Source organism: Pseudomonas sp. A0308, from assembly GCF_044218815.1.
In the GTDB taxonomy this organism is placed as follows: Bacteria; Pseudomonadota; Gammaproteobacteria; order Pseudomonadales; family Pseudomonadaceae; genus Aquipseudomonas; species Aquipseudomonas iridis.
On record NZ_CP162581.1, the window covers coordinates 931,667 to 955,513 of the forward strand.

Genomic DNA, 23,847 nt, shown 5'->3' on the forward strand with positions numbered 1-23,847 from the left:
GGAGAACAACAACATGGCACTTACCCGCGAACAAATGGCTCAGCGCGTCGCCCGCGAAATGCAGGACGGCTACTACGTCAACCTCGGCATCGGCATTCCGACCCTGGTCGCCAACTACATTCCCGAAGGCATGGAAGTCATGCTGCAATCGGAAAACGGCCTGCTCGGCATGGGTCCGTTTCCTACTGAAGACACCATCGATGCCGACATGATCAACGCCGGCAAGCAAACCGTGACCGCACGTATCGGCGCTTCGATCTTTTCCTCGGCCGAGTCTTTCGCGATGATCCGCGGCGGCCATGTCGACCTCACCGTGCTGGGCGCATTTGAGGTGGACGTCGAAGGCAATATCGCCTCGTGGATGATCCCCGGCAAACTGGTCAAGGGCATGGGCGGCGCCATGGACCTGGTAGCTGGCGCAGACAACATCATCGTGATCATGACCCACGCATCCAAGGACGGTGAGTCCAAACTGTTATCCCGTTGCAGCCTGCCGCTGACCGGCGCCGAGTGCATCAAGCGTGTGCTGACCGACCTCGCCTATCTGGAAATCGAGAACGGTGCGTTCATTCTCAAAGAGCGCGCGCCGGGTGTCAGTGTTGAAGAGATCGTGGCCAAAACCGCCGGTAAACTGATCGTGCCTGATCACGTACCGGAAATGCAGTTCGCTGCCCAGTGAGGAATTTGAAAATGCAAGACGTCGTCATTGTTGCTGCTACGCGTACCGCGATCGGCAGCTTCCAGGGTTCCCTGGCCAGCGTATCCGCGGTCGATCTGGGCGCAGCGGTGATTCGCCAGTTGCTCCAACAGACCGGTCTGGACGGTGCGCAGGTCGATGAAGTGATCATGGGCCAGGTACTGACCGCCGGCGCCGGCCAGAACCCGGCGCGTCAGGCCGCCATCAAGGCTGGCCTGCCCCACGCGGTGCCGGCCATGACCCTGAACAAGGTCTGCGGCTCGGGCCTCAAGGCTTTGCACCTCGGCGCGCAAGCCATCCGTTGCGGTGACGCCGACGTGATTATCGCCGGCGGCCAGGAAAACATGAGCCTGTCCAACTACGTAATGCCGGGCGCACGCACTGGTCTGCGCATGGGTCACGCGCAAATCGTCGACACCATGATCAGCGATGGCCTGTGGGATGCGTTCAACGATTACCACATGGGCATCACCGCGGAAAACCTCGTCGACAAATATGAGATCAGCCGCGAACAGCAGGACGCCTTCGCTGCCGCCTCCCAGCACAAAGCCGCTGCCGCCATCGAGGCCGGGCGTTTTGTCGATGAAATCACCCCGATCCTGATTCCGCAGCGCAAAGGCGATCCGGTCGCCTTCAAGGTCGACGAACAACCGCGTGGCGAGACTACGGCGGAATCGCTGGCCAAACTGCGCCCGGCGTTCAAAAAGGACGGCAGCGTGACTGCTGGCAACGCATCGTCGCTCAACGACGGCGCCGCGGCGGTGATCCTGATGAGCGCCGAGAAAGCCAAAGCCCTGGGCCTGCCAGTACTGGCGACCATTGCTGCTTACGCCAATGCGGGCGTTGACCCGGCGATCATGGGCATCGGCCCGGTGTCGGCCACCCGCCGCTGCCTGGACAAGGCAGGCTGGTCAATCGAGCAACTCGACCTGATCGAAGCCAACGAAGCGTTCGCCGCGCAATCGCTGGCCGTGGCCAAGGATCTGCAATGGGATCTGGACAAGGTCAACGTCAACGGCGGCGCCATCGCACTGGGTCACCCGATCGGTGCGTCGGGTTGCCGGGTGCTGGTGACCCTGCTGCATGAAATGATCAAGCGTGATGCGAAAAAAGGTCTCGCGACCCTGTGCATCGGCGGCGGACAGGGCGTGGCCCTGGCGCTGGAACGCGCGTAACCAGAGTTCAACAGCGAACGGCGGATCCACGACATCCTCCGCTCGCTGGTAACAAAAACCCGGGGCGACTTGCGTTGCACCGGGTCTTTTTTTGCCTATCCAAATCATCTGTGAATGTGATGACGCCATCGCGAGCAAGCTCGCTCCCACATTTTTAAATGCATTCCATAGTGGGAGCGAGCCTGCTCGCGAAGGGGCCCATTCAAGCACCAAAGATCTAGGGCTTGCGCAGCAAATACGTATCCATGATCCATCCATGCTCCAACCGCGCAGCCTTGCGCACGCGCTCGATTTCGTCCGCCACATCGCCCAGTTTGCCGCTGATCAAGATCTCATCCGGCGTGCCCAGGTAAGCCCCCCAATAAATCTCTGTCTGCGGATCAGCCACGTGGCGGTAGGAATCTTCGGCATCGAGCATCACGACCAAACTGTCGGCATCACTCACCTGCCCTGCTGCCAGGCGACGGCCCGTGGTGATTTCAATGGAGCGGCCTATCGTGTTCAACGGTACTTTGTGCTGCGCGGCCAACGCCTGAACGCTGGTAATCCCGGGAATCACTTCAAACTCGAAGGCACAGCGACCCAACGCCAGAATCGCCTGCAGGATGCGAACGGTGCTGTCGTACAACGCCGGATCGCCCCACACCAGAAAACCTCCGCACTCGCCGTCAGACAATTCGTCGTTGATCAGCCGTTCGAAGGTTTGCTGCTTGGCGCGGTTCAGATCATCGACGCTGGCGGTATAGTCCACGTCGCCGCGCTCGCGTTCCGGGCTGTTGGCTTCGGCGAAGCGATACCCGGGATCGGTGATATAGCGCTCACAAATCTCGCGACGCAGATCGATCAGTTTGTCCTTGCTCTGGCCCTTATCCAGCAAAAAGAACACATCCACCCGATTCAGCGCTTTCACCGCTTGCATCGTGATGTAGTCCGGATTACCGGCGCCGATGCCGATCACCAGCAGCTGCTTCATCAGCGTGCTCCTTCAATGTCCAGACCAGGCAAGCGTAGCCGCCAGCGCCCGGTGAAGCGCAGCTCGACCACTGACAACGGCTCGACATCAATGTCATGAAAAGCCGTGCCGCGCAGGGTCTGGATCAACGCAGCACGGATGATGAACGGATGCGTGACCGCCACCATATGGCCTGGCGTGGTTTGCAGACTCTCCAGCCACTTCGACACACGCTCGCACACCTGCGCGATCGATTCACCGCCATGGGGCGTGGCGTCTGGATCATCCAGCCATGCCTGTAGCGCTGCGGTTTGCGAATGTTGCAGATCCTTGATCGCCTGCCCCCGCCACTGCCCCCAATCGCAATCGCGCAGCGCTTGATCGATATGTGCGTCGGCCCCCAGCCACGCGGCGGTCTGACGTGTACGCAGTTCAGGCGCACAGATCAGGCGCCGCGGGGCGTCGAGGCGCGCAGCCAACACGTCGGAAGCCAGGCCGATATTTTCAACAGGCTCATTCGTAGGAAAACGCGCCAGTTTTTGTGCGACGGTTCGCGCATGGCAAATCAGGGTTAAACGGGTGGTCTGCACGATCAATCACTCTGTCGAGAGTCATGAAAAACAACGGCGCAAGGCCGATTAGTGGGCAATTGTGCCGTACATCAAGGGCTTCAGGGCTGTCCGGTGCATCGCCCTATCACTTGGGTATGCCAAAAAATCGGCAATGTCTCACATCGTCATGGGACATGGACTACAAAGCTTGTCGCCTTCCGTGTAGCCCTTGTTACACGGGCATCTTGCCCCATTTTGAAGCCTTTTCAACACACTGAAAAATTCACTAGACATGTAGCGTCAGTTACATAAATACTGTTTTAACGGATTGTGAAGCGAATTCGACACCCCCATCCAGCAGGAGCCAGGATGCCCCCTCTCAGAGACCTGATCACCGATCCCGGCCTCGATCTGACACCGTCAGAACGCAAAGTCGTTCGCGCCCTGCTTGATCAATACCCACGCAACGGTCTGGGACCGATGGCACGACTGGCCGAACACGCCGGCGTCAGCGACCCGACCATCGTGCGACTGGTGAAAAAACTCGGTTTCGGCGGTTACGCCGAGTTCCAGGATGCGCTCCTGAGCGACATGGATCATCGCCTGCGCTCACCACGCACCCTGCTGCAACCTCGTGCCCAGCAAAACAAGGACGACGCCTGGAGTCATTATCTGGCCGACAGCCATCGCCTGCTGGTTGAAACGCAATCACTGACTCAACCTGAAGACGTACGCATCCTCACGGACTGGCTGCTCGATACCCGGCATCAGGTGTACTGCTTCGGCGGACGCTTCAGCAGCCTGATGGCGAGCTACTTGCTCAATCACTTGCGCCTTCTGCGCACCGGCTGCTTTGCACTGGAAGACAACGCGCAACTGCCTGATCGCCTGTTCGATCTGCAACGCCAGGATGTGGTGTTGCTGTTTGACTATCGCCGTTACCAGTCCCAGGCCCTGCGCGTGGCCAGCGCGGCGAAAAACAACAACGCACGCGTGGTGCTCTTCACCGACATCTACGCCTCGCCACTGCGCGAACTGGCCGACCTGATTATCAGCGCGCCCGTAGAGTCAGCCTCGCCGTTCGACACCATGGTGCCGGCGCTGGCGCAAGTCGAAGCACTGATCGCCAGCCTGACCCTGCGCACCACGAATCTGGCCGATCGCCTGGAAGGCATCGACGCCCTGCGCAACGACTTCAATACGCACCTTCTGGAGGATAAATAAGGATGTTCACCCTTCCACACCGCTCGCCGCGAGACCTGCCATTTGTCACCGACCACACGGCATTGTTGCTGGTGGACATGCAGCGTGCCTGGCTCGATCCGCAGTTCGACCCGCACCTCACTGAGCCGGGTGGTGAGTATTTTCGCAGCCGTGTGCGTACGCAGGTCGTGCCCAATCAACAACGTCTGCTGAATGGCTTTCGCGCAGCGCAACAGAACGTGCTGCACACCGTCATCGAGAGCCTTACCGCCGATGGCCGCGACCGCTCGCTGGACCACAAACTGTCCAATCTGAACGTCCCCAAAGGCAGCCCGCAGGCACAGATCATCGCCGAACTGACGCCCGCAGAAAACGAAATCTATTTGCCGAAAACCTCGTCCGGGGTCTTCAACTCGACCAACATCGATTATGTGCTGCGCAACCTCGCGACCCGCCATTTGATCATCGCCGGCATCGTTACCGACCAGTGCGTGGACATGGCCGTGCGCGATGCTGCCGACCGTGGCTATCTGGTGACTCTGGTCGAGGACGCCTGCGCCACCCACACTGCCGAACGCCATCACGCGTGCCTGAACGCAATCAAGGGTTACTGCTGGATCACCGACACCGACACCGTGCTCGGCCGGTTGCAGGAGATGCAGCCATGAGCGCCCGTCTGACGCCGCTGCCGATGACCACTATCGTCACCACTGACCTGATCGGCATTACCCGTGGCCGCTCGTTCCCCACCGACGAACTTGAGCATTATCAGGCCCCCGGTTGTGGCTGGGTGCCGGCCAACAGCGCCCTGACCCCGCAGGACTCCATTGCTTCGACCAGCCCGTGGGGTGCTTATGGCGACTTGCGTTTGATCCCGGATCTGGGCAGCCGCGTTACCGTGAGCAACGGGCCGGATGTGAACGCCCCGCCGCTGGACTTCATCCACGGCGATCTGCGCGAAACCGACGGTCGGCCATTCGGCGCCTGTCCACGCACGCTGCTGCGCGATGAGGTCGAGCGTTACCGCGACGATTTGGGCTTGCAGGTCAACGCCGCGTTCGAACACGAATTCAACCTGCATGCAGACCTGGCTGAACCCCCGGCGTTTTCGCTTGAAGCCCAGCGTCAGGGCGCCGAGTTCGGCGGCTGGCTGCTCAGCGCTCTGCGAGCCGGTGGCGTCGAGCCGGAAATGTTTCTGCCCGAATACGGCAAGCATCAATTCGAAATCACTTGCCGACCAGCGCTAGGGGTCGCGGCCGCAGACCGCGCGGTGAATGTGCGCGAAATTGCCCGGGAGATCGCCCGGCAAATGGGCCTGGACCTGAGCTTCGCACCGAAGACCGCCGCTGATGCGATGTGCAACGGCGTGCACCTGCACGTCAGCCTGCTTGATCTGGACGGCCAGCCGATGCTTTACGACGCGGGCACCAGCAATGGTCTGTCGAGCCTCGGCCAGCATTGGGCGGCGGGTATCCTGCATTACTTGCCGGCACTGTGTGCAATCACCGCACCGACACCGCTCTCGTACGAGCGCTTGCAGCCAAATCACTGGAGCGCCTCTTACGCCTGCCTGGGGCAGCAGAACCGCGAAGCAGCGTTGCGCATCTGCCCGACCTCGACGCTGGGCAACAAAGCCGTGGCGAAGCAGTTCAACCTGGAATTTCGCGCCATGGACGCCACCGCCTCGCCGCATCTGGCGATGGCCGCGCTCCTGATCGCCGGACGGCTGGGCATCGAACAGCGTCTGGCGCTGAACGCAATCACCAATGAAATCCCCGATTCACTCAATGACGAGCAACGTCAGGCGCGGGGCATCGTCGCCCTGCCCGCCTCGCTGGCTCAGGCACTGGATTGCCTGCGCGACAATGCAGCCCTCAATGAATGGCTGCCCAAACCGTTGCTCGACAGTTATTACGCCCTTAAAACCGAGGAACTGGCGCTGACGGAACAGCTCTCGATCGCTGAACTTTGTGAGCACTATGCACGCGTGTACTGAATCCGCCGAGCTGGGGTTGTTTACCAGACCGGTCTACAACCTGAGCCGCGCCGACTCGACGCATCCATTGATTCTGGTGTGCGAGCACGCCAGTCGCTACATCCCCGAGGCCCTGAATAATCTGGGCCTGGACGATACAGCCGCCCGCGAGCACATCGCCTGGGACATTGGTGCGCTGGAACTGGCCGAGCAATTGTCGGCAACACTCGGCGCCACGCTGTTGAGCGCCAACTATTCGCGGCTACTGATCGACCTCAATCGGCCAAGGCATGCCCCCGACAGCATTCCGCTGCAGAGCGAGATCTATCAGGTGCCGGGCAATCGTGAGCTGGACGAAGCCACGCGCGAGTACCGCCGGCAGACGCTGTTCAAGCCGTTTCACGCGCGCTTGCAAACACTGATCGACGCGCGCATTGCCAAGGGTCAACCGGTGCGCATAGTCGGGATTCACAGCTTTACGCCGGTGTATTACGGCCAGCCGCGCGCCATGGAAGTCGGTGTGCTGTTTGGCCAGGCCAGGGCGTATGCCCAGCGCCTGCTCGACGATCTGGAAAAACATCCGCTGATAGTTGCAGGCAATCAGCCGTACAGGATTGACCCGCTGGGCGACATGACAGTACCGGTACACGGCGATGCCCGCGGCCTGGATTCGGTGTTGATCGAGGTGCGCAACGACTTGCTGCGCAGCCCCGAAGCGGTGTCGCGCTGGGCCGGATACCTCGCGCCGTTGCTGTAACGAAAGCATTGCTGAAGCTGTAAACGATGGACCGATATAACAACTAAAAAACGACTGATTGGCTTACAAGGAGTTGCGCTTCATGGAAATTGAAGAATTCGGCTACAAGCAAGAGTTGAAACGTAGCCTGACGCTCACCGACCTGGTGGTGTACGGGATGATCTTCATGATCCCCATCGCCCCGTTCGGCGTGTATGGCTACGTCAACGCCGAGGCACCGGGGATGGTGCCGCTGGCGTACATCATCGGCATGGTGGCCATGGTGTTTACCGCGTTGAGCTACGGCAGCATGGCCCGCGCTTTCCCGGTTGCAGGCTCGGTGTATTCCTACGCACAACGCGGCCTCAACCAACACGTCGGCTTCATCGCCGGGTGGCTGATGCTGCTTGACTACCTGCTGATCCCACCGCTGCTGTACGTGTACGCGGCGATGGCGCTCAACCACTTGTACCCGGACATTCCGAAAGTCGGCTTCATTCTGGCATTCCTTGTCAGCGCTACTTTCGTCAACTTGCGCGGTATCACGTTTACCGCACGGATGAACATTGTCTTCCTGCTGGCGCAACTGGTCGTGCTGGGCATCTTCCTGTTCTATGCCTGGACCGCCCTGCACAACGGTGGCGGCAACGGCGAGCTGACGTTAGCGCCGCTGTACAACCCGCAAACCTTTAACTTCGCCCTGCTGATGCAAGCCGTGTCGATTGCCGTGCTGTCGTTCCTGGGCTTCGATGCGATTTCCACCCTCGCTGAAGAAATCAAGGGCGATCCGGGTCGCAGTGTTGGCAAAGCTGCGTTGATCACCCTGGTGGTGATGGGCACGATTTTCGTCGTGCAAACCTGGATCGCTACCGATCTGGCCGCCGGTCTGGGCTTCAAGTCCGCCGACACCGCGTTCTATGAAATCGCCGAACTCGCCGCCGGTAGCTGGCTGGCGACCCTCACGGCCGTCGCCACGGCGCTGTCCTGGGGTATCGCTGTGGCGGTCACTTCGCAATCTGCGGTGTCGCGCCTGCTGTTCGGCATGGCCCGTGACGGCAAGCTGCCAAAAATACTGGCCAGGGTTCATCCGAAACATAACACGCCGTACATGAGTATTTATCTGGTGGCGGTGCTGTCGCTGCTGATCTGCTACCTGTTCATCAACTCGGTCGACACCCTGACCTCGCTGGTCAACTTCGGCGCGCTCAGCGGTTTCATGCTGCTGCACCTGACAGTGATCAACTACTACTGGCGTCGGCAAAAGTCCGGTCAGGTTGTGCGCCACCTGATCTGCCCGGTGATCGGCTTCATCATCGTTGCGGCCATCATGGTCAACATGGGTGTCGATGCGCAGAAACTCGGCCTGATCTGGATCGCTCTGGGCCTGGTGTACCTGTTCTTCCTCAACAAGTTCAGCGCCACGACCGCGTTGCCTGACCCAAGCAACGGCTGACAAGAAAAAGAGCGGCGTCTGACAACAAATCAGGCGACCGCCGATTTAACGCGTGGAAACCGACAGTGATAGTCAGGTTCGGCAAATTTGCCGAACCTTTTGATACAGGAGTACATCCATGCTGGTCTTACGCCCAGTCGAGCAGACTGACCTGACCCAGCTCCAACAATTGGCCCGTGACAGTCTGGTGGGGGTAACCTCCCTGCCGGACGACAGCGAGCGACTGCGCGAGAAAATCGCCGGCTCCTGTGCCTCGTTTGCCAGTGACGCCACGGCCCACGGCCCAGAGAACTACTTCTTCGTGCTGGAAGACCTCGACAGTCAACGTCTGGTCGGCTGCTCGGAGATTCTCGCCACCGCCGGCTTCGACGAACCCTTCTACAGCCTGCGCAACCGTCACTTCACCAGTGCCTCGCGGGAATTGAACATCGAGCACGGCGTGCCGGCGCTGTCGTTGTGTCACGACCTGAACGACCACACGCTGCTGCGCGGTTTCCATATCGACGCCGCGCTGGTGCGAACGCCATTTTCCGAATTGCTCTCGCGGGCACGATTGCTGTTCATCGCGGCTCACGCGCCACGCTTCGCCGAAGCAGTGATCACCGAAATCGTCGGCTACAGCGACGAAAACGGGCAGTCGCCGTTCTGGGACGCCCTGGGCAAGCATTTCTTTGACCTGCCTTACGTCGAAGCCGAGAGGCTGTGCGGAATGCAGAGCCGCGCGTTTCTCGCCGAATTGTTTCCGCAATACCCGATCTATGTACCGATGCTGCCGCAAGCGGCTCGGGACTGTATTGGCCGTATTCATCCGGACGGCCAGGAAGCCTTCGACATTCTTGAGCGTGAAGGCTTTGAAACCAACAGCTACATCGACCTGTTCGACGCCGGCCCGACGCTGTATGCGCGCACGACGAACATCCACTCGATCGTCCGCAGCCAGATCGCGCCTGTGCAGCAACAGCCACACATTGATGCCCGTGGCCGTTACCTGTTGAGCAATGACACGCTGCACGGTTTCCGCGCCATCGTCGCCGAACTGGATTACCAACCCGATCAACCCCTGTCCCTCACCCCTGCGATGTGTGCGGCGCTGAACGTGACCAATGGCGGCCCGGTTCGGCTGATTGCCCTGTGAACCACGCCCGGTTCTGCACCCAACGACAGTGCCCGAACAGGCGCGCAGAAGGAGTTACAGCATGATTGTCCGCCCGGTTAAAGTCAGCGACCTGCGAGCCTTGATGGCGCTGGTAGAACAGGCCGGCCCGGGGTTCACCACCCTGCCGGTCAATGAAGATCGCCTGTCCCACCGGGTGCGCTGGGCACAACGCGCGTTCGCCGAGCAGGTCGAGCGTGCCGACGCCGATTATCTGTTCGTGCTCGAAGACGATGACATGCGTGTGGTCGGTGTCAGTGCATTGGCCGGGGCGGTCGGCCTGCGTGAACCCTGGTACAACTATCGGGTCGGGTTGACCGTGAGTTCGGCGCCTAATCTGGGCATTCAACGGCAGATCCCGACATTGTTCCTCAACAACGAACTGACCGGGCAATCGGAACTGTGCTCGTTGTTCCTGAGCCACGACCAGCGTCATGGCAGCAACGGTCGCTTGCTGTCGCTGGGGCGCCTGTTGTTCGTTGCCGAGTTTCCGCATCTGTTTGGCGAGAAGATGATCGCCGAACTGCGGGGCAGCGCCGATGAAACCGGCTGTTCGCCGTTCTGGGACAGCCTTGGCCGGCACTTCTTCCAGATGGATTTCTGCCATGCCGATCACCTGTCGGGGCTGGGCAACAAGTCGTTCATCGCCGAACTGATGCCGCGCCAACCGCTGTACACCTGCCTGCTCACCGAACAGGCGCAGGCGGCCATCGGCCAGGCGCACCCGAACACTGAGCCGGCGCTGAAAATCCTTCAGGCCGAGGGTTTCGCCCACAAGGGCTACATCGATATTTTCGACGGTGGGCCGGTGATTGAAGCGCCGATCCGCAACATCCGCACGGTACGTGACAGCCTGGAGCTGTCCTTGAGCCTTGGCAGCCCGGACGAACAGGCACCGCTGTGGCTGATCCACAACCGGCGCCTGGAAAACTGTCGTATCACCGTTGCTCGGGCGCGCCGGGTCGGCAGCAGCCTGGTCATCGACCGTCTCACGGCCAAACGCCTGCAACTGCAGCCGGGGAATTCGGTGCGGGCGGTGATGCTGCCCAACCAACAGCAGCAGGCCGCTGCGGCTTGAAGGCTTGCCAATGCCCGCAAAGCCACCGACAAACCGCTTCACTGAAGTGAATCCTTTCAGCACTGGAACCACTGTTAGCAGCAACCTCGAAAATTCGTCATGATCCTTGACCCATTCGCGTGATAGCCTTTTCATTCTTCGGCGTTGACACCTTTGCTCAAGCCGTTCCATTCCTTTGGTATTGGTGGAACTCGTATGACCAGGCTTTCTCATCAAGATTTGCGTCGTAATTTCCGTCAGCTGCTGGCCTCCGACACCTGCTACCACACGGCTTCGGTGTTCGACCCGATGTCCGCCCGGATTGCCGCTGACCTGGGTTTTGAAGTGGGAATTCTCGGTGGCTCCGTGGCCTCGTTGCAGGTGCTGGGTGCACCGGACTTTGCCCTGATCACCCTCAGCGAGTTCGCCGAACAAGCCACCCGCATCGGCCGCGTCGCCCAATTACCGGTGATTGCCGACGCCGACCACGGCTATGGCAACGCCCTCAACGTGATGCGCACCATCGTCGAACTGGAACGCGCCGGCGTCGCCGCCCTGACCATCGAAGACACCTTGCTGCCCGCGCAATTCGGGCGCAAATCCACCGACCTGATTACCGTGGCCGAAGGCGTTGGCAAAATTCGCGCGGCGCTGGAAGCCCGTGTTGATACAGAAATGGCAATCATCGCCCGCACCAATGCCGGGATCCTGCCGATTCAGGAAATCATCAGCCGCACCCGCCAGTACCAGGGCGCGGGCGCCGATGGCATCTGTATGGTCGGGGTGCAGGATTTTGATCAGCTTGAACAGATCGCCGAACATCTGACCGTGCCACTGATGCTGGTCACCTACGGCAACCCGGCGCTACGCGACGACAAACGTCTGGCCGAACTGGGTGTGCGCGTGACCATCGACGGCCACGGCGCGTACTTTGCGGCGATCAAGGCGACCTACGACAGCTTGCGTGAACAGCGACAGATCTTTACCCAGGCTTCGGACTTGAGCGCCACCGAGCTGACGCACACCTATACCCAGCCGGAGGAATACATTCTCTGGGCCAAGGAGTATATGAGCGTCAAGGAGTGATGTGCTGGCCGCACTGACGCCATCGCTGGCAAGCCAGGCTCCCACAAGTTGTGTGATTGGCGACAAACTTGCGTTCGCCATAAAACCCTGTGGGAGCTGGCTTGCCAGCGAAGGGGCCCGCCGCTACACCGGGGTTTTGTAAGCCTCCTCCCGCTGCGCCGCCCGCGCCTGAATCACATCCAGAATGGCACACCCTTCGCGCATCAGCAGATGCACCGCGCTGGTCACCCGCGTCAGGTCAAAGTCTGAAATACCTTTGAGGTTGAGGCTGGACAAGGTGTCCGCCAAATCGCGCACGACCACAAACCGATGCATTGCGCAGGCCGCCATGTCGCTGAGTTCTTTGTGGGTATTGATGAAGAGCACCGGAGATTCGGCGTCGTAGGTGTCGATGGGGAGGTAGCGTGGCATTACTTGGTCGGTCATAAAGTTCACTCCAGATGGGTCAGGTGCTGTATTCGACCGGCCAAGATCGTCGCGGAGGTTTTCGCGAACAGGGACTATAAGTGTGTCGATAGAGTGTCGCAACGAGAGCCTCTGTCAGACTTTTCGCTAATTTTCGTGCGTAGTTGAACCACTGTGGCGAGCGGACTAATTGGGAAATGCTCGGGACCAGCGCCGACGTGATACACCGCGCTGAATAGGATCTTGAATTCAAGTAGATCTTGCACCTTGGCGCATTAGCCACAAACAACGCGATCAGTCCCCTCTCCCCCGGGAGAGGACTAGGGTGAGGGGCGGCCACACCGCAAATCCGCTGTGGTGCCAGCGGGCGGATTTATCTCACGCCGAGTCCCAGCAACGGCTGCTTGGGCAAACTGTCGCAATTGCAGATCACCCGGTTCCTTCCACTCGCCTTGGCCTCATACAGCGCCTGATCCGCATCACTGAGCCAACGGGTCGCATCGGGGTGCGCCGGATCGTACGCCGCCAGGCCAATACTCAAACTGACCTTCAACGCCGGATTCTGCTCATAACCCAGTGTCGCGAAACGCTCGCGCAACGCTTCCATAGCCTGGGCGGCATTGAACAGCGGCAACTCCGGGAGAATCACGCAGAACTCATCGCCGCCGTAACGCCCGGCAACGTCGGTCGCGCGCAGGTTCTGCTTGAGCATCTTGCTCAATTGTCGCAACACGATATCGCCGGCCACATGCCCGTAGGTGTCGTTGATTGCCTTGAAATGGTCGATGTCGATCAATGCAATGGCCGCGCCCTGCTTCTGCCGTATGCAACGCTGAAAGGCGATTTCCAGTTGATCCTTCCACGCACCGTGATTGAGCAGACCAGTGAGGCTGTCGGTGCGACTCAGCGCCAGCAATTCACGTTTATGCACACCCAGCGTGTAGGCCTGCCGAAAGCAGATCCAGCCCAACGCCAGCGGGTACAGCAGCAGTAGCGGGAAACAGGCGTACATCTGCGCCGGCGTGGTTTGCGGAATGAACGCCGGGGCAAACACCACCAACCCTACGCCAACCCCAAGCAACTGCGCCGCAGAGCCGGCCAGCAGAAAACGCAACCCACCGATGGCGACGTTGTTCATTGCCATCATCGAGATGGTCGTGGCAGCGGGTAATGGATTGAAATGCATGGCAGCAACCCAGAAGCCGCCGAAAAAGGCGTCAATCAACAGGTTGCGATGTTCGGCATGAAAAGGCACCCGAGCGCGGCGCGCCAGCTGATAGGCCAGATGGGGCCAGACCAGACCATTGAACAACATCAGCGCCCAGACCCATAACGGCGGATCGAGCGAGTACATCGACACAGACACACACAAAAGCCCAAGCACCAGCCCGAGGACTCTCGAGGTGTACAGCCTCCTTGCCAATGAAAGTCCCTTTCGTCCCGTATTTCCCATAAGGGCCTCGACCACGACGGAACCTGCAAAGTGCAGGACAGATGTGCTCAAAGTCTAACAGGGTAACGTTAAATAGCCATCACCGGTCAGCGGCCCGAAAGACGCATGCTTTCCATGGATTTGGGCTCCCACAGTGCAAATCTTTGGCTATACATGAAGGGAGCAAAACGGAAAAACGACTATAAGAAGGAGGCCCATGCAGACTTATCAAGTGTTGATCATCGGCAGTGGATTTGGCGGTCAGTGCGCGGCGATCAACCTGCTCAAGGCCGGGATCGACGATTTTCGCCTGCTGGAACGGCGCGATTTCTTTGGTGGCACCTGGTGCCAGAACACCTACCCCGGCGCGGCGGTGGATGTGCCCTCACCGCTTTATTCGCTGTCATTCGCGCCGTACCGCTGGTCACAGATGTTTGCCGAACAAGCGGAATTGCATCGCTATACCGAGCACGTGATCGATACGTTCGGCCTGCGTGAGCGCGTGGAGCTGCAAGCCAACGTCGAACACGTCGAATGGGACGACACGGAAAAACGCTGGGCCGTCCACACCACCAAGGGCACGTACCATGCGCAGTTCCTGATCAATGCGAGCGGGCCATTGAGCCAACCGGTCATCCCGCGCTTCCCTGGGCAAGATCGCTTTCAGGGCAAGACATTTCATACAAACAATTGGGATCACAGCTACGACTATCGCGGTAAACGCGTGGCCATTGTCGGCAGCGGTGCCAGCGCCGCGCAGATAATCCCGGCGATTGCCCCGCAGGTCGAGCAACTGCATGTATTCCAGCGCACGCCGCATTGGGTTCTGCCGCGCGCCGATCGCGTGTTCGGGCCGTTTCAGCGCTGGCTACTCGGTTTGAAACCGGCCTACAAACTGCTGCGCTGGCTGATTTACTGGCAGTTCGAAACCCGCGTGATCGCCTTCAAATACTCGAAACCGGCGATTAACCTGGTGCAAAAGCAAGCGCTGCGTTTTCTCAAGCGCCAGGTGCACGATCCGCTGCTCCAGCAAAAACTCACGCCGGATTTCACCATCGGCTGTAAACGAGTGCTGGTTTCCAGCACCTATTACCCGGCACTGACCCGGCCCAATGTCACCCTGCACAGCCGCGAGCAGGGCATCGCCTCAATCGATGAAAACGGAATCAACACCCAGGACGGCGAGCACATCGATGTTGACCTGATCGTCTGGTCGACGGGTTATGACGCTACCGACGGCGTTATTTCCTACCCCGTGAGCGGAAAGAACGCCGTGCAGCTCAGAGATGTCTGGGCCGAATATCCTCGCGCCTACCTCGGCACCAGCCTGCCGGACTTTCCCAACCTGTTTATCGTCACGGGGCCCAATACCGGCATTGGCCACACTTCGGCGCTGTTCATCATCGAATCGCAGATGAACTACATCATCGACTGCATCCGCACCGTACAAACCAAAGGTCTGCGCAGCATCGAAGTGCGCCCCGAGGCAGAACGTACCTACACTGCAATGATTCACCGGGAGATGGAGCGTACGGTCTGGAAGTCCGGCGGCTGCCACAGTTGGTATCAAAGCAAGAGCGGTCATGTGATCGCGATGTTTCCCGGCTTCAGTTTCAGCTATCACCGTTTGACCCGGGCGCTGAAACCGGCCGATCACATTTTGTCCTGACTACGTATAAGGAAGACGTCGATGCTTTTGCTGTTTGTCGCCCTCGCGGTGTTCGTGGCCTGGAGCTGGTTGAGTTATCCGGCGGTCGGCCATTGGCTGTATGACCTGAACATGGCCATCGAGGCCAAGTTGTACAAACTGCACAAGATCGAAGTGCCGATCGCCGAGATGACCGTCTCGACGTGGCAGGGTGGGCCGTATGAAGCGGCCAGTGCGATCCTGATGCTGCACGGCTATAGCGGCGACAAAAACCTGTGGCTGCGCTTCTCCCGGCATTTCGTCCGCGAGTATCGGGTGATCATTCCGGATCTGGCCGGCCATGGTGAAACCGGCTTCAAGGCGGGTGGCGGCTATGACATTGCGGTTCAGGCCAAGCGCATGATCCAGTTGCTCGACGTCTGCGGCGTGGAGAAAGTCCACGTGATCGGCAACTCCATGGGCGGTTACATCGCGGCCTGGCTGGCGGCAACGTATCCGGAGCGGATCGCTTCGCTGGCGTTGATCGACCCGGCCGGCGTCACCGCCCCCGAGGTCAGCGACATGGAGCGCCACCTGGCCCGTGGGCACAACCCGTTTCTGATCAACTCCCGGGAAGAATTCCAGCAGTTTTATGCGATGACCATGGCCTCACCGCCGTGGGTGCCTAAGGCGGTGCTGGATGCGATCGCCCAGCGTTATGAAAACCAGCGCGATGAACTGGAAGAGATCTTCCGCGATTTCCGCGCCAGCCCGCCGATGGAACCGAAACTGCCGGACATCAAATGCCCGGCGCTGCTGCTGTGGGGCCGCAAGGACCGCTTGATAGATGTCAGCAGCGTGCCGATCTGGAGCAAAGGCATCGCCAATTTGCAGGTGGATGTCTGGGACCACGTCGGGCATATGCCGATGGTCGAACAGCCGGGGGACACCGCGCGGTTGTACCGGGAGTTTTTGGGCAAGCAAAAATGAACATTCTTTACGACGAACGCCTCGACGGTCGGCTGCCTGATGTCAACAAGGCCGATCTGCTCAAGGCCTTGCAACACGCAATCCCCGACCTCGACATCCTCTGGCGCGAGGAGGAACTCAAACCCTACGAATGCGATGGACTCTCCGCCTACCGCACCACCCCGATGCTGGTCGCCCTGCCCCGGCGGCTCGAGCAGGTGCAAACCCTGCTTGAACTCTGCCATAAACAAAACGTTCCGGTGGTCGCCCGCGGCGCCGGCACCGGTCTTTCCGGCGGCGCGTTGCCCCTGGAAAAAGGCCTGTTGCTGGTGATGGCGCGCTTCAACACCATCCTCCACATCGACCCGGCCGCCCGCACTGCACGGGTCCAGCCAGGCGTGCGCAATCTGGCGATTTCCCAGGCCGCCGCGCCATTCGGGCTGTATTACGCGCCGGATCCCTCGTCGCAGATCGCCTGTTCGATTGGCGGCAACGTCGCTGAAAACGCCGGTGGTGTGCATTGCCTCAAGTACGGCCTGACCGTGCACAACCTGCTGAAAATCGAAGTGCTGACGATTGAGGGCGAACGCCTGACCCTGGGCTCCGAAGCCTTCGACTCGCCCGGTTTCGACTTGCTTGCGCTGTTCACCGGTTCTGAAGGTTTGCTGGGGATCATCACCGAAGTCACGGTCAAACTGCTGCCCAAACCGCAGGTCGCCAAAGTGCTGCTGGCCAGTTTCGACTCGGTGGAAAAGGCCGGACGCGCCGTGGCCGAAATCATCGCCGCGGGGATCATACCCGGCGGTTTGGAGATGATGGACAACCTCGCCATTCGTGCCGCCGAAGACTTTATCCACGCCGGTTATCCGGTCGACGCCGAAGCCATTCTGTTGTGCGAACTCGATGGCGTCGAAGCGGATGTCCACGATGACTGCCAGCGGGTTCGCGACGTGATGACCGAGGCCGGCGCCACTGAGGTGCGTCAGGCGCGTGACGAAGCCGAACGCGTGCGTTTCTGGGCCGGGCGCAAAAACGCCTTTCCGGCCATCGGCCGCTTGTCGCCGGACTATTACTGCATGGACGGCACCATTCCGCGGCGCGAATTGCCCGGCGTCCTGCAAGGCATCGCCCGCCTCGGCGAGGAATACGGTTTGCGCGTGGCGAATGTCTTCCATGCCGGCGACGGCAACATGCATCCACTGATTCTGTTCGACGCCAACCAACCCGGTGAACTGCACCGCGCCGAAGCACTGGGCGGCAAAATTCTGGAACTGTGCGTGCAGGTCGGCGGCAGCATCACCGGCGAACACGGGGTCGGCCGCGAAAAAATCAATCAGATGTGCGCGCAATTCAACAGCGAAGAATTGACCCTGTTTCACGCCGTCAAAACCGCGTTCGACCCGCTAGGCCTGCTCAACCCCGGCAAGAACATCCCGACGCTGCACCGCTGCGCCGAGTTTGGCGCGATGCACATTCATGCCGGGCAATTGCCATTTCCCGAGCTGGAGCGCTTCTGATGACTGACATCGACGGCGCCAGCGCCCTGCTCGATCAGGTCAATGAAGCGCGGGCCAATGCCACGCCGCTGAAAATTCAGGGTGGCAACAGCAAGGCGTTTCTCGGCCGCGAAGTGGCCGGTGAGGTACTCGACACTCGCGTGCATCGCGGCATCGTGCGCTATGAGCCGACCGAACTGGTGGTCAGCGTGCGCGCCGGAACGCCACTGTCCGAGTTGCTTGCGGCACTGGATGCCGCCGGGCAAATGTTACCGTGCGAACCGCCAGCATTCGGTGAAAGCGCCACGGTCGGCGGCATGATTGCGACGGGTTTGTCCGGGCCTCGGCGGCCATGGTCTGGCTCGGTGCGCGATTTCGTTCTTGGTACACGAGTGATTACCGGTCTGGGCCAACACCTGCGTTTCGGCGGCGAAGTGATGAAAAACGTTGCCGGTTATGACCTCTCGCGGCTGATGGCCGGCAGTTACGGTTGCCTCGGCGTGCTCACCGAAGTCTCGCTGAAAGTCCTGCCCAAACCCCGGCAATGCCTGAGTATTCGCCTGGATATCGACTGCGCCAGGGCACTGGCCAATCTCGCCGAATGGGGCCAGCAACCGCTGCCGATCAGCGCTGCGTGCCACGATGGCGACAGTTTGTATCTGCGCCTTGAGGGTGGCGAGGGCTCGGTGACGGCGGCGCATCAACGCCTGGGTGGTGAACCGCTGGACTCGCTGTTCTGGCGTGATTTGAACGAGCAACGTTCGCCATTCTTTGACGAAGGCCTGCCGTTATGGCGCCTGTCGCTGCCGAACAATCTCGGCGTGTTGGATCTTCCCGGCGCGCAACTGATCGATTGGGCCGGCGCGCAACGATGGTTGAAATCCGACAGCCAACACATTCATAGCCTTGCCCAGGAACTCGGCGGCCACGCCACCTGCTTCACCCATGGCGCCACCTCGTCACCGTTCCAGCCGTTGCCGACGACACTGCTGCGCTATCACCGGCAACTCAAGGCGCAACTCGACCCGCAAGGGCTGTTCAACCCCGGCCGGATGTACGCGGAGTTTTAGCCATGCAAACAACCCTCAGCGAGCAATCCCGACAGTTGCCCCGCGCCGCCGAGGCGGAAAAGATTCTCCGTAGCTGCGTGCATTGCGGCTTTTGCAACGCGACGTGTCCGACGTATCAGTTGCTCGGCGATGAGCTTGATGGCCCGCGCGGGCGCATCTATCTGATCAAGCAAGTGCTCGAAGGCGCACCGGCGACCGCACAGACGCAACTGCATCTGGACCGCTGCCTGTCGTGCCGCAATTGCGAAACCACCTGCCCGTCCGGCGTCGACTATCACAACTTGCTCGACATCGGTCGGGCGGTGGTTGATCAGGCAGTGCCGCGTCCGGCGGCGCAACGCTTGTTGCGTGAAGGCCTGCGCGCACTGGCGCCGAATCCGCGATTGTTCAAAGGTTTGCTGCGAGTGGGCGCCACGTTTCGGCCGCTGTTGCCGCGAATGTTTGAAAGCAAACTGCCGCAGCCCATGCGGACGTCGGGGTTGCGTCCCGTCCCTCGGCATGCGCGCCGCGTCATGTTGCTGGAAGGCTGCGTGCAGCCGGGTTTGTCGCCGAACACCAATGACGCCACGGCGCGGGTGCTCGACCGACTCGGCATCAGCGTCATCCCGGTAGCCGAGGCCGGTTGCTGTGGGGCGCTGGATTATCACCTCGACGCCCAGGCCAAAGGCCTCGACCGCGCCCGGCAGAACATCGACGCCTGGTGGCCACACCTGCAAAACGGCGCCGAAGCCATCGTGCAGACCACCAGCGGCTGCGGCGCGTTCATCAAGGATTATGGGCATCTGCTCGAGGCCGATCCGGTCTATGCCGACAAGGCACGGCGGATCAGCGAAATGACGATCGATCTGGTGCAGATTCTCGCGCAAGAACCGCTGGAGCAGATCTGCGCCGCCAGCGAACAGCGGATCGCCGTGCATTGCCCGTGCACCTTGCAGCACGCGCTGAAACTCGGCGGTGCGGTGGAAGCGGTGCTGACCCGCCTCGGTTTCAACCTGACGGCGGTGCCGGACGGCCACTTGTGCTGCGGCTCGGCGGGCACCTATTCCCTGACCCAACCGACACTGGCGCGGCAACTGCGCGACAACCGCCTCAATGCCTTGGAAAGCGGCCGCCCGCAGTTGATCGTCACCTCCAACATCGGTTGCCAGAGCCACCTGGCCAGCGCCGGACGCACGCCGGTTATGCACTGGATCGAACGGGTGGATCAGTCGTTGGCAGAATGAAGTTCGTAGGATTCTTCGTTTGCCCGCGCAGGAGAAGGCTGCGATCTTTTCTCCTATCCATTACGTGACCGTGGCAGGAATTTATTTCATGACCGTGCAGCCTTTCGTCAGCCCCGACCTGATCCGCCAACGCTTCTCCAAAGCGATGTCCGATATGTACCGCGAAGAAGTGCCGCTGTACGGCGCACTGATGGAACTGGTGGAACAGACCAACCGTGACGTGCTTTCCCGAGAGCCAGGCATCGCCAGGCAGCTAGACAGCACCGGCGAAATCGAACGCCTGCACATGGAACGCCATGGCGCCATCCGCGTCGGCACCGCAACGGAACTGGCCACCCTCGCCCGCTTGTTCGCGGTCATGGGCATGCAACCGGTGGGGTATTACGACCTGACGCCGGCGGGCGTGCCGGTGCATTCGACGGCGTTTCGCGCAGTGCATGAAGATGCGCTGCAAATCAGTCCGTTCCGAGTGTTCACGTCGTTGTTGCGGCTGGAGTTGATTGAAGACCCTGAGCTGCGCGCTTTCGCCGAGTCAATCCTGGCCAAACGCTCGATCTTTACCGACGCGGCACTGCGTTTGATCGCCCAGGCTGAAACGGCTGGCGGACTCAACGAAACCGAATCGCAGGAATTCGTCCTGCAGGCATTGGAAACCTTTCGTTGGCATCACAGCGCGACCGTTACCGCTGCGCAGTATCAGACGTTGAGCGCCCAACACCGGTTGATCGCCGATGTCGTGGCGTTCAAAGGCCCACACATCAATCACCTGACCCCGCGCACGCTGGACATCGATATCGTCCAGGAACAGATGCCGGCCCATGGCATCACGCCCAAAGCGGTGATCGAAGGCCCACCTCGCCGGCAATGCCCGATCCTGCTGCGCCAGACCAGTTTCAAAGCGCTGGATGAGCCAGTCGCATTCACCGATCAGAGCGAAACCCGTGGCAGCCACAGTGCGCGGTTTGGCGAAATCGAACAACGCGGCGCCGCGCTGACACCCAAGGGCCGGACGCTGTATGACCGATTACTGAATGCTGCCCGCGATGAGCTCGGTGATTTCCCCAACGAAGGCAATGCCTCACGCTACAACGCGCTGATGACTCAACACTTTGGCGAATTTCCCGACAGCGTCGACGGCATGCGCGAACATGAGTTGGCGTACTTTCGCTATTTCGCTACGGAAAAAGGCGAGGCGTCGGGTAGCCTCGGTGACGCCTCGCTGGAGGATTTGTTGCGCAATGGTTATGTGAAAGCTGAGCCGCTGGTGTACGAAGATTTCCTGCCAGTCAGTGCAGCGGGAATTTTTCAGTCGAACCTTGGGGATGCGGCGCAGGCGCATTATGGCGAGCACTCCAATAGACAGGCGTTCGAACAGGCGCTGGGACGCCCGACCATTGATGAGTTGGGGTTGTATGCAGAGACGCAGAGGCGTTCGATTGAAGAGTGCGCGAAAGTGCTGGGGCTGAAGATAATCTAACGGCAGGTCGTCGATCGTTTGCTTTTGACTCATCGCACGGCCAATGATGGCCTTCGGCCGTACTGCGCAAGAAGTTGCGCAGTTTGCGCCAGCCCTATCCGATCAACTCGTCCGCCACCGCATACTTGACCACCACACGATTGCGATAAAGCCTTTCGCGCATCACCAATGCCCCCACCTGCCCTTTCTCCCGAACTTCCCGCCAGATCTCATTCTCCCGATATACCCGTTCCCCTTCGCGCACAAACCGATGCCCTTCCTGGAAAACGTGATACCGATACGCCCGCACCTGGTCACATAACAACTCCCCTTCCAGTTGCGTCTGGCCGACATTCAGCTTCAACTGAAAACACCGATCTGTCGGGTTATGCAGCACCAGGTCAATGTAGTTATAGAAAATCGCCGCACCGGAGCCAAACGGCAGTACTCGTCCCTCATCCGGAAACGGATCGAAGCTGTGATTGGAGCGCTCAACCACCACCAACGGTGAATGTATGGCCATCCAATGAATCAGATTGCTCAATTGGCATATCCCGCCACCGACGCCGGTACGGGCCTCGCCGAAGGACAATTCCATCCCTTCAACGTAGCCACGTTTACGCGTTGGGCGGCCGACGAGACGGCAGAAGGAGAAATGTTCGCCAGGCGCAATGATGACGCCGTCGATGGCAGCGACGGCGAGTTTGAGATTGATGACTTTGTTGTGTTGCAGGGCGAGGTCGGAGTCGCCGAGTTTACGGATGAGTTTCGAGGTGTGTTTGAGGTAGCGAAATGGCAGGCGTTCGGTCGACACAACGGGTCGAGCGTAACGCTTGCTGGAGCAGTGCCAGGCGATGTGCCGGAACAGTCTTTTTTGCCACACGCGCAGCCAGTACAAGGCCGGGTGGTAGAGGGAAAGTGGTTTCATCCGTGACGCAACGGCGATCGCCGCTTCTTCCTTGAATCGTGAATTGGACGGGCATTCTAGCCTGTAACCCGAGCGCGCCAAGCAAATACAGCCGCTTTCCCTCGACTCACTTCGACACATTCTGAAGCACTGCCAGACCTGCATATTAAGGTTCGGCTAAGGTTGCATCGCTACTATCCCGGTCCATGAGCCCCTGTCGTCATTGAACCGTGGATGAGTCTTTCTGTTATGAGTGCGTTTAATCTGCCAACCCAACCACAGCCGAACTTCAGCCTTGTCCTGGTCAATTACAAGACCGCCGACATTACTCGGATGTGCCTGGAACTATTGCAACAGCACGCCCAGGAAAAACGCATTCCAGTGTGGGTGGTTGACAACGATTCCGCGGATGAGAGTCTGGATTATTTGCGTTCGCTCGACTGGATCAACTTGATCGAGCGGCCTTCTCCGGGCAAAGAAGCGGGCCATATTGCCCATGGCAAGGCACTTGATCTGGCGCTGGAACAGGTTGAAACCGATTACTTGTTTTTGCTCCACACCGACACCTTCGTCTATGACAAAGAAGTGTTTGAAATGATGCTGCGCGAGTGCACAAAAAGTGCGGACATCGCCGCAGTTGGTTGTGTCGAGCAAATCAATCGGGGGATTGTCCGGGACACCTGGCGTTTAACTTCACGCTTTTGCAAGCATTATGTTCGTCAGGCAAAAGTTCGTCTGGGGATGAAATCCAAACCGCCAAGACCTTATAAGGAAACTCACCTGAAAAGTTTCTGTACGTTGTGGAACGTGCGACTGATGAAGTCTCATGGCCTGCACTTCTGCATGGATGACCGCGTACCCGGTTACACCCTGCAGGATCGAATGGTGAGCCTTGGATACGGCATCAAACTGCTGTCGCCGCGCAAGATCTTCCGTTATCTCGATCACATCCAGGCAGGAACGGTCGCCGCTGCAGGCACCTACGGGAAAAATCACCGTCGGACGAAAATGTACCAGGCGACTATCGAGCGTTTCCAGGGACAGCGAGACAAACGCGGGATACAAACATCGGTTTAACTCACGGCAATAAAAAGGGTGACTTTAAAAGTCACCCTTTTTTTTAACTGAAATTGTATACATTTGCTCCGATGGAGGTGTTCGCCCAGTGTAATGGCCTGGCAATCCATGCACCGGTAAAGAGCCCTGACACTGGGCGAACGCGAA

At 59.7% G+C, this 23,847-nt stretch carries 22 protein-coding genes; 17 read left to right on the plus strand and 5 right to left on the minus strand.

Translation table 11 applies throughout. The features are described from left to right. Positions 1-13: 13 nt before the first annotated feature. Positions 14-679, plus strand: a complete 666-nt coding sequence (locus AB4P92_RS04320; RefSeq protein WP_395598952.1) for a CoA transferase subunit B — start codon at positions 14-16, stop codon at positions 677-679. Positions 680-690: 11 nt separating this feature from the next. Beyond that, positions 691-1,872: an acetyl-CoA C-acetyltransferase gene (locus AB4P92_RS04325; RefSeq protein ID WP_115146786.1), complete on the plus strand. Its 1,182-nt coding sequence runs from the start codon at positions 691-693 to the stop codon at positions 1,870-1,872. 217 nt (positions 1,873-2,089) lie between these two features. On the opposite strand, the gene cobF is transcribed toward AB4P92_RS04325, so the two are convergent. Next, positions 2,090-2,845, minus strand: a complete 756-nt coding sequence (cobF, locus tag AB4P92_RS04330; RefSeq protein ID WP_395598953.1) for a precorrin-6A synthase (deacetylating) — start codon at positions 2,843-2,845, stop codon at positions 2,090-2,092. Further along, a complete protein-coding gene (locus AB4P92_RS04335; RefSeq protein ID WP_395598954.1) occupies positions 2,845-3,414 on the minus strand; it encodes a histidine phosphatase family protein in 570 nt (189 codons plus the stop codon). Before AB4P92_RS04335 ends, cobF begins: the two co-directional genes overlap by 1 nt. Positions 3,415-3,744: 330 nt before the next feature. On the opposite strand from AB4P92_RS04335, the gene AB4P92_RS04340 reads away from it, so the two are divergent. The 8 genes from AB4P92_RS04340 (at position 3,745) to AB4P92_RS04375 (ending at position 12,038) form a co-directional block, all read left to right on the plus strand. Continuing rightward, positions 3,745-4,599 (plus strand): MurR/RpiR family transcriptional regulator, encoded by an 855-nt coding sequence (locus tag AB4P92_RS04340; RefSeq protein ID WP_047300574.1) that lies wholly within the window; start codon positions 3,745-3,747, stop codon positions 4,597-4,599. Between the two features lie 2 nt (positions 4,600-4,601). Continuing rightward, positions 4,602-5,246, plus strand: coding sequence for a cysteine hydrolase family protein (locus AB4P92_RS04345; protein ID WP_047300573.1), 645 nt, complete (start codon positions 4,602-4,604; stop codon positions 5,244-5,246). Next, positions 5,243-6,574 (plus strand): glutamine synthetase, encoded by a 1,332-nt coding sequence (locus AB4P92_RS04350; RefSeq protein WP_395598955.1) that lies wholly within the window; start codon positions 5,243-5,245, stop codon positions 6,572-6,574. Before AB4P92_RS04345 ends, AB4P92_RS04350 begins: the two co-directional genes overlap by 4 nt. Further along, positions 6,558-7,310 (plus strand): N-formylglutamate amidohydrolase, encoded by a 753-nt coding sequence (locus AB4P92_RS04355; RefSeq protein WP_042559743.1) that lies wholly within the window; start codon positions 6,558-6,560, stop codon positions 7,308-7,310. The genes AB4P92_RS04350 and AB4P92_RS04355 overlap by 17 nt, the downstream gene beginning before the upstream one ends. Before the next feature lie 82 nt (positions 7,311-7,392). After that, positions 7,393-8,742, plus strand: a complete 1,350-nt coding sequence (locus AB4P92_RS04360; RefSeq protein WP_042559744.1) for an APC family permease — start codon at positions 7,393-7,395, stop codon at positions 8,740-8,742. 118 nt (positions 8,743-8,860) lie between these two features. After that, a complete protein-coding gene (locus AB4P92_RS04365; protein ID WP_395598956.1) occupies positions 8,861-9,877 on the plus strand; it encodes an arginine N-succinyltransferase in 1,017 nt (338 codons plus the stop codon). 61 nt (positions 9,878-9,938) lie between these two features. Then, entirely contained in the window at positions 9,939-10,973 is a 1,035-nt protein-coding gene (gene astA / locus AB4P92_RS04370) for an arginine N-succinyltransferase (RefSeq protein WP_395598957.1), read from the plus strand. A gap of 195 nt (positions 10,974-11,168) precedes the next feature. Beyond that, positions 11,169-12,038, plus strand: coding sequence for an oxaloacetate decarboxylase (locus AB4P92_RS04375; RefSeq protein WP_042559747.1), 870 nt, complete (start codon positions 11,169-11,171; stop codon positions 12,036-12,038). A 123-nt stretch (positions 12,039-12,161) separates the two neighbouring features. Here the strand turns inward: AB4P92_RS04375 and AB4P92_RS04380 are convergent, their stop codons facing one another. Together AB4P92_RS04380 and AB4P92_RS04385 are read right to left on the minus strand one after the other, a co-directional pair. Beyond that, on the minus strand, positions 12,162-12,464 hold the full coding sequence (locus tag AB4P92_RS04380; protein ID WP_047300569.1) for a hypothetical protein: 303 nt from the start codon (positions 12,462-12,464) through the stop codon (positions 12,162-12,164). A gap of 352 nt (positions 12,465-12,816) precedes the next feature. Further along, on the minus strand, positions 12,817-13,896 hold the full coding sequence (locus AB4P92_RS04385; protein ID WP_042559749.1) for a diguanylate cyclase: 1,080 nt from the start codon (positions 13,894-13,896) through the stop codon (positions 12,817-12,819). A 196-nt stretch (positions 13,897-14,092) separates the two neighbouring features. On the opposite strand from AB4P92_RS04385, the gene AB4P92_RS04390 reads away from it, so the two are divergent. From AB4P92_RS04390 to AB4P92_RS04415, 6 genes are all read left to right on the plus strand, one after another. Beyond that, positions 14,093-15,544 (plus strand): flavin-containing monooxygenase, encoded by a 1,452-nt coding sequence (locus AB4P92_RS04390; protein ID WP_395598958.1) that lies wholly within the window; start codon positions 14,093-14,095, stop codon positions 15,542-15,544. Positions 15,545-15,565: 21 nt separating this feature from the next. Further along, entirely contained in the window at positions 15,566-16,492 is a 927-nt protein-coding gene (locus AB4P92_RS04395) for an alpha/beta fold hydrolase (protein ID WP_210624960.1), read from the plus strand. Next, entirely contained in the window at positions 16,489-17,988 is a 1,500-nt protein-coding gene (gene glcD / locus AB4P92_RS04400) for a glycolate oxidase subunit GlcD (protein WP_395598959.1), read from the plus strand. Before AB4P92_RS04395 ends, glcD begins: the two co-directional genes overlap by 4 nt. After that, positions 17,988-19,037, plus strand: coding sequence for a glycolate oxidase subunit GlcE (glcE, locus tag AB4P92_RS04405; RefSeq protein WP_042559753.1), 1,050 nt, complete (start codon positions 17,988-17,990; stop codon positions 19,035-19,037). Before glcD ends, glcE begins: the two co-directional genes overlap by 1 nt. A 2-nt stretch (positions 19,038-19,039) precedes the next feature. Further along, a complete protein-coding gene (gene glcF, locus AB4P92_RS04410; RefSeq protein WP_395598960.1) occupies positions 19,040-20,260 on the plus strand; it encodes a glycolate oxidase subunit GlcF in 1,221 nt (406 codons plus the stop codon). Between the two features lie 88 nt (positions 20,261-20,348). Next, a complete protein-coding gene (locus AB4P92_RS04415; RefSeq protein WP_395598961.1) occupies positions 20,349-21,737 on the plus strand; it encodes a VOC family protein in 1,389 nt (462 codons plus the stop codon). Positions 21,738-21,831: 94 nt separating this feature from the next. Here AB4P92_RS04415 and AB4P92_RS04420 read toward each other — a convergent pair whose 3' ends face one another. Continuing rightward, complete coding sequence (locus tag AB4P92_RS04420; RefSeq protein WP_395598962.1) at positions 21,832-22,644, minus strand: VanW family protein; 813 nt, start codon at positions 22,642-22,644, stop codon at positions 21,832-21,834. Positions 22,645-22,872: 228 nt separating this feature from the next. Here AB4P92_RS04420 and AB4P92_RS04425 point away from each other — a divergent pair, with 228 nt between their 5' ends. After that, positions 22,873-23,700, plus strand: a complete 828-nt coding sequence (locus AB4P92_RS04425) for a glycosyltransferase family 2 protein (RefSeq protein ID WP_042559758.1) — start codon at positions 22,873-22,875, stop codon at positions 23,698-23,700. Positions 23,701-23,847: the final 147 nt, after the last annotated feature.

What these genes read in the sequence shown, in the direction of transcription:
- AB4P92_RS04415 (WP_395598961.1), top strand. Translation starts at nt 20,349, where the DNA reads ATGACCGTGCAGCCTTTCGTCAGCCCCGACCTGATCCGCCAACGCTTC.
- AB4P92_RS04420 (WP_395598962.1), bottom strand. Translation starts at nt 22,644, where the DNA reads ATGAAACCACTTTCCCTCTACCACCCGGCCTTGTACTGGCTGCGCGTG.
- AB4P92_RS04365 (WP_395598956.1), top strand. Translation starts at nt 8,861, where the DNA reads ATGCTGGTCTTACGCCCAGTCGAGCAGACTGACCTGACCCAGCTCCAA.
- AB4P92_RS04390 (WP_395598958.1), top strand. Translation starts at nt 14,093, where the DNA reads ATGCAGACTTATCAAGTGTTGATCATCGGCAGTGGATTTGGCGGTCAG.
- cobF (WP_395598953.1), bottom strand. Translation starts at nt 2,845, where the DNA reads ATGAAGCAGCTGCTGGTGATCGGCATCGGCGCCGGTAATCCGGACTAC.
- astA (WP_395598957.1), top strand. Translation starts at nt 9,939, where the DNA reads ATGATTGTCCGCCCGGTTAAAGTCAGCGACCTGCGAGCCTTGATGGCG.
- AB4P92_RS04375 (WP_042559747.1), top strand. Translation starts at nt 11,169, where the DNA reads ATGACCAGGCTTTCTCATCAAGATTTGCGTCGTAATTTCCGTCAGCTG.
- AB4P92_RS04380 (WP_047300569.1), bottom strand. Translation starts at nt 12,464, where the DNA reads ATGACCGACCAAGTAATGCCACGCTACCTCCCCATCGACACCTACGAC.
- AB4P92_RS04345 (WP_047300573.1), top strand. Translation starts at nt 4,602, where the DNA reads ATGTTCACCCTTCCACACCGCTCGCCGCGAGACCTGCCATTTGTCACC.
- AB4P92_RS04325 (WP_115146786.1), top strand. Translation starts at nt 691, where the DNA reads ATGCAAGACGTCGTCATTGTTGCTGCTACGCGTACCGCGATCGGCAGC.
- AB4P92_RS04320 (WP_395598952.1), top strand. Translation starts at nt 14, where the DNA reads ATGGCACTTACCCGCGAACAAATGGCTCAGCGCGTCGCCCGCGAAATG.
- AB4P92_RS04360 (WP_042559744.1), top strand. Translation starts at nt 7,393, where the DNA reads ATGGAAATTGAAGAATTCGGCTACAAGCAAGAGTTGAAACGTAGCCTG.
- AB4P92_RS04395 (WP_210624960.1), top strand. Translation starts at nt 15,566, where the DNA reads ATGCTTTTGCTGTTTGTCGCCCTCGCGGTGTTCGTGGCCTGGAGCTGG.
- AB4P92_RS04350 (WP_395598955.1), top strand. Translation starts at nt 5,243, where the DNA reads ATGAGCGCCCGTCTGACGCCGCTGCCGATGACCACTATCGTCACCACT.
- AB4P92_RS04425 (WP_042559758.1), top strand. Translation starts at nt 22,873, where the DNA reads ATGAGTGCGTTTAATCTGCCAACCCAACCACAGCCGAACTTCAGCCTT.
- glcE (WP_042559753.1), top strand. Translation starts at nt 17,988, where the DNA reads ATGACTGACATCGACGGCGCCAGCGCCCTGCTCGATCAGGTCAATGAA.
- AB4P92_RS04340 (WP_047300574.1), top strand. Translation starts at nt 3,745, where the DNA reads ATGCCCCCTCTCAGAGACCTGATCACCGATCCCGGCCTCGATCTGACA.
- glcF (WP_395598960.1), top strand. Translation starts at nt 19,040, where the DNA reads ATGCAAACAACCCTCAGCGAGCAATCCCGACAGTTGCCCCGCGCCGCC.
- AB4P92_RS04385 (WP_042559749.1), bottom strand. Translation starts at nt 13,896, where the DNA reads ATGGGAAATACGGGACGAAAGGGACTTTCATTGGCAAGGAGGCTGTAC.
- AB4P92_RS04355 (WP_042559743.1), top strand. Translation starts at nt 6,558, where the DNA reads ATGCACGCGTGTACTGAATCCGCCGAGCTGGGGTTGTTTACCAGACCG.
- glcD (WP_395598959.1), top strand. Translation starts at nt 16,489, where the DNA reads ATGAACATTCTTTACGACGAACGCCTCGACGGTCGGCTGCCTGATGTC.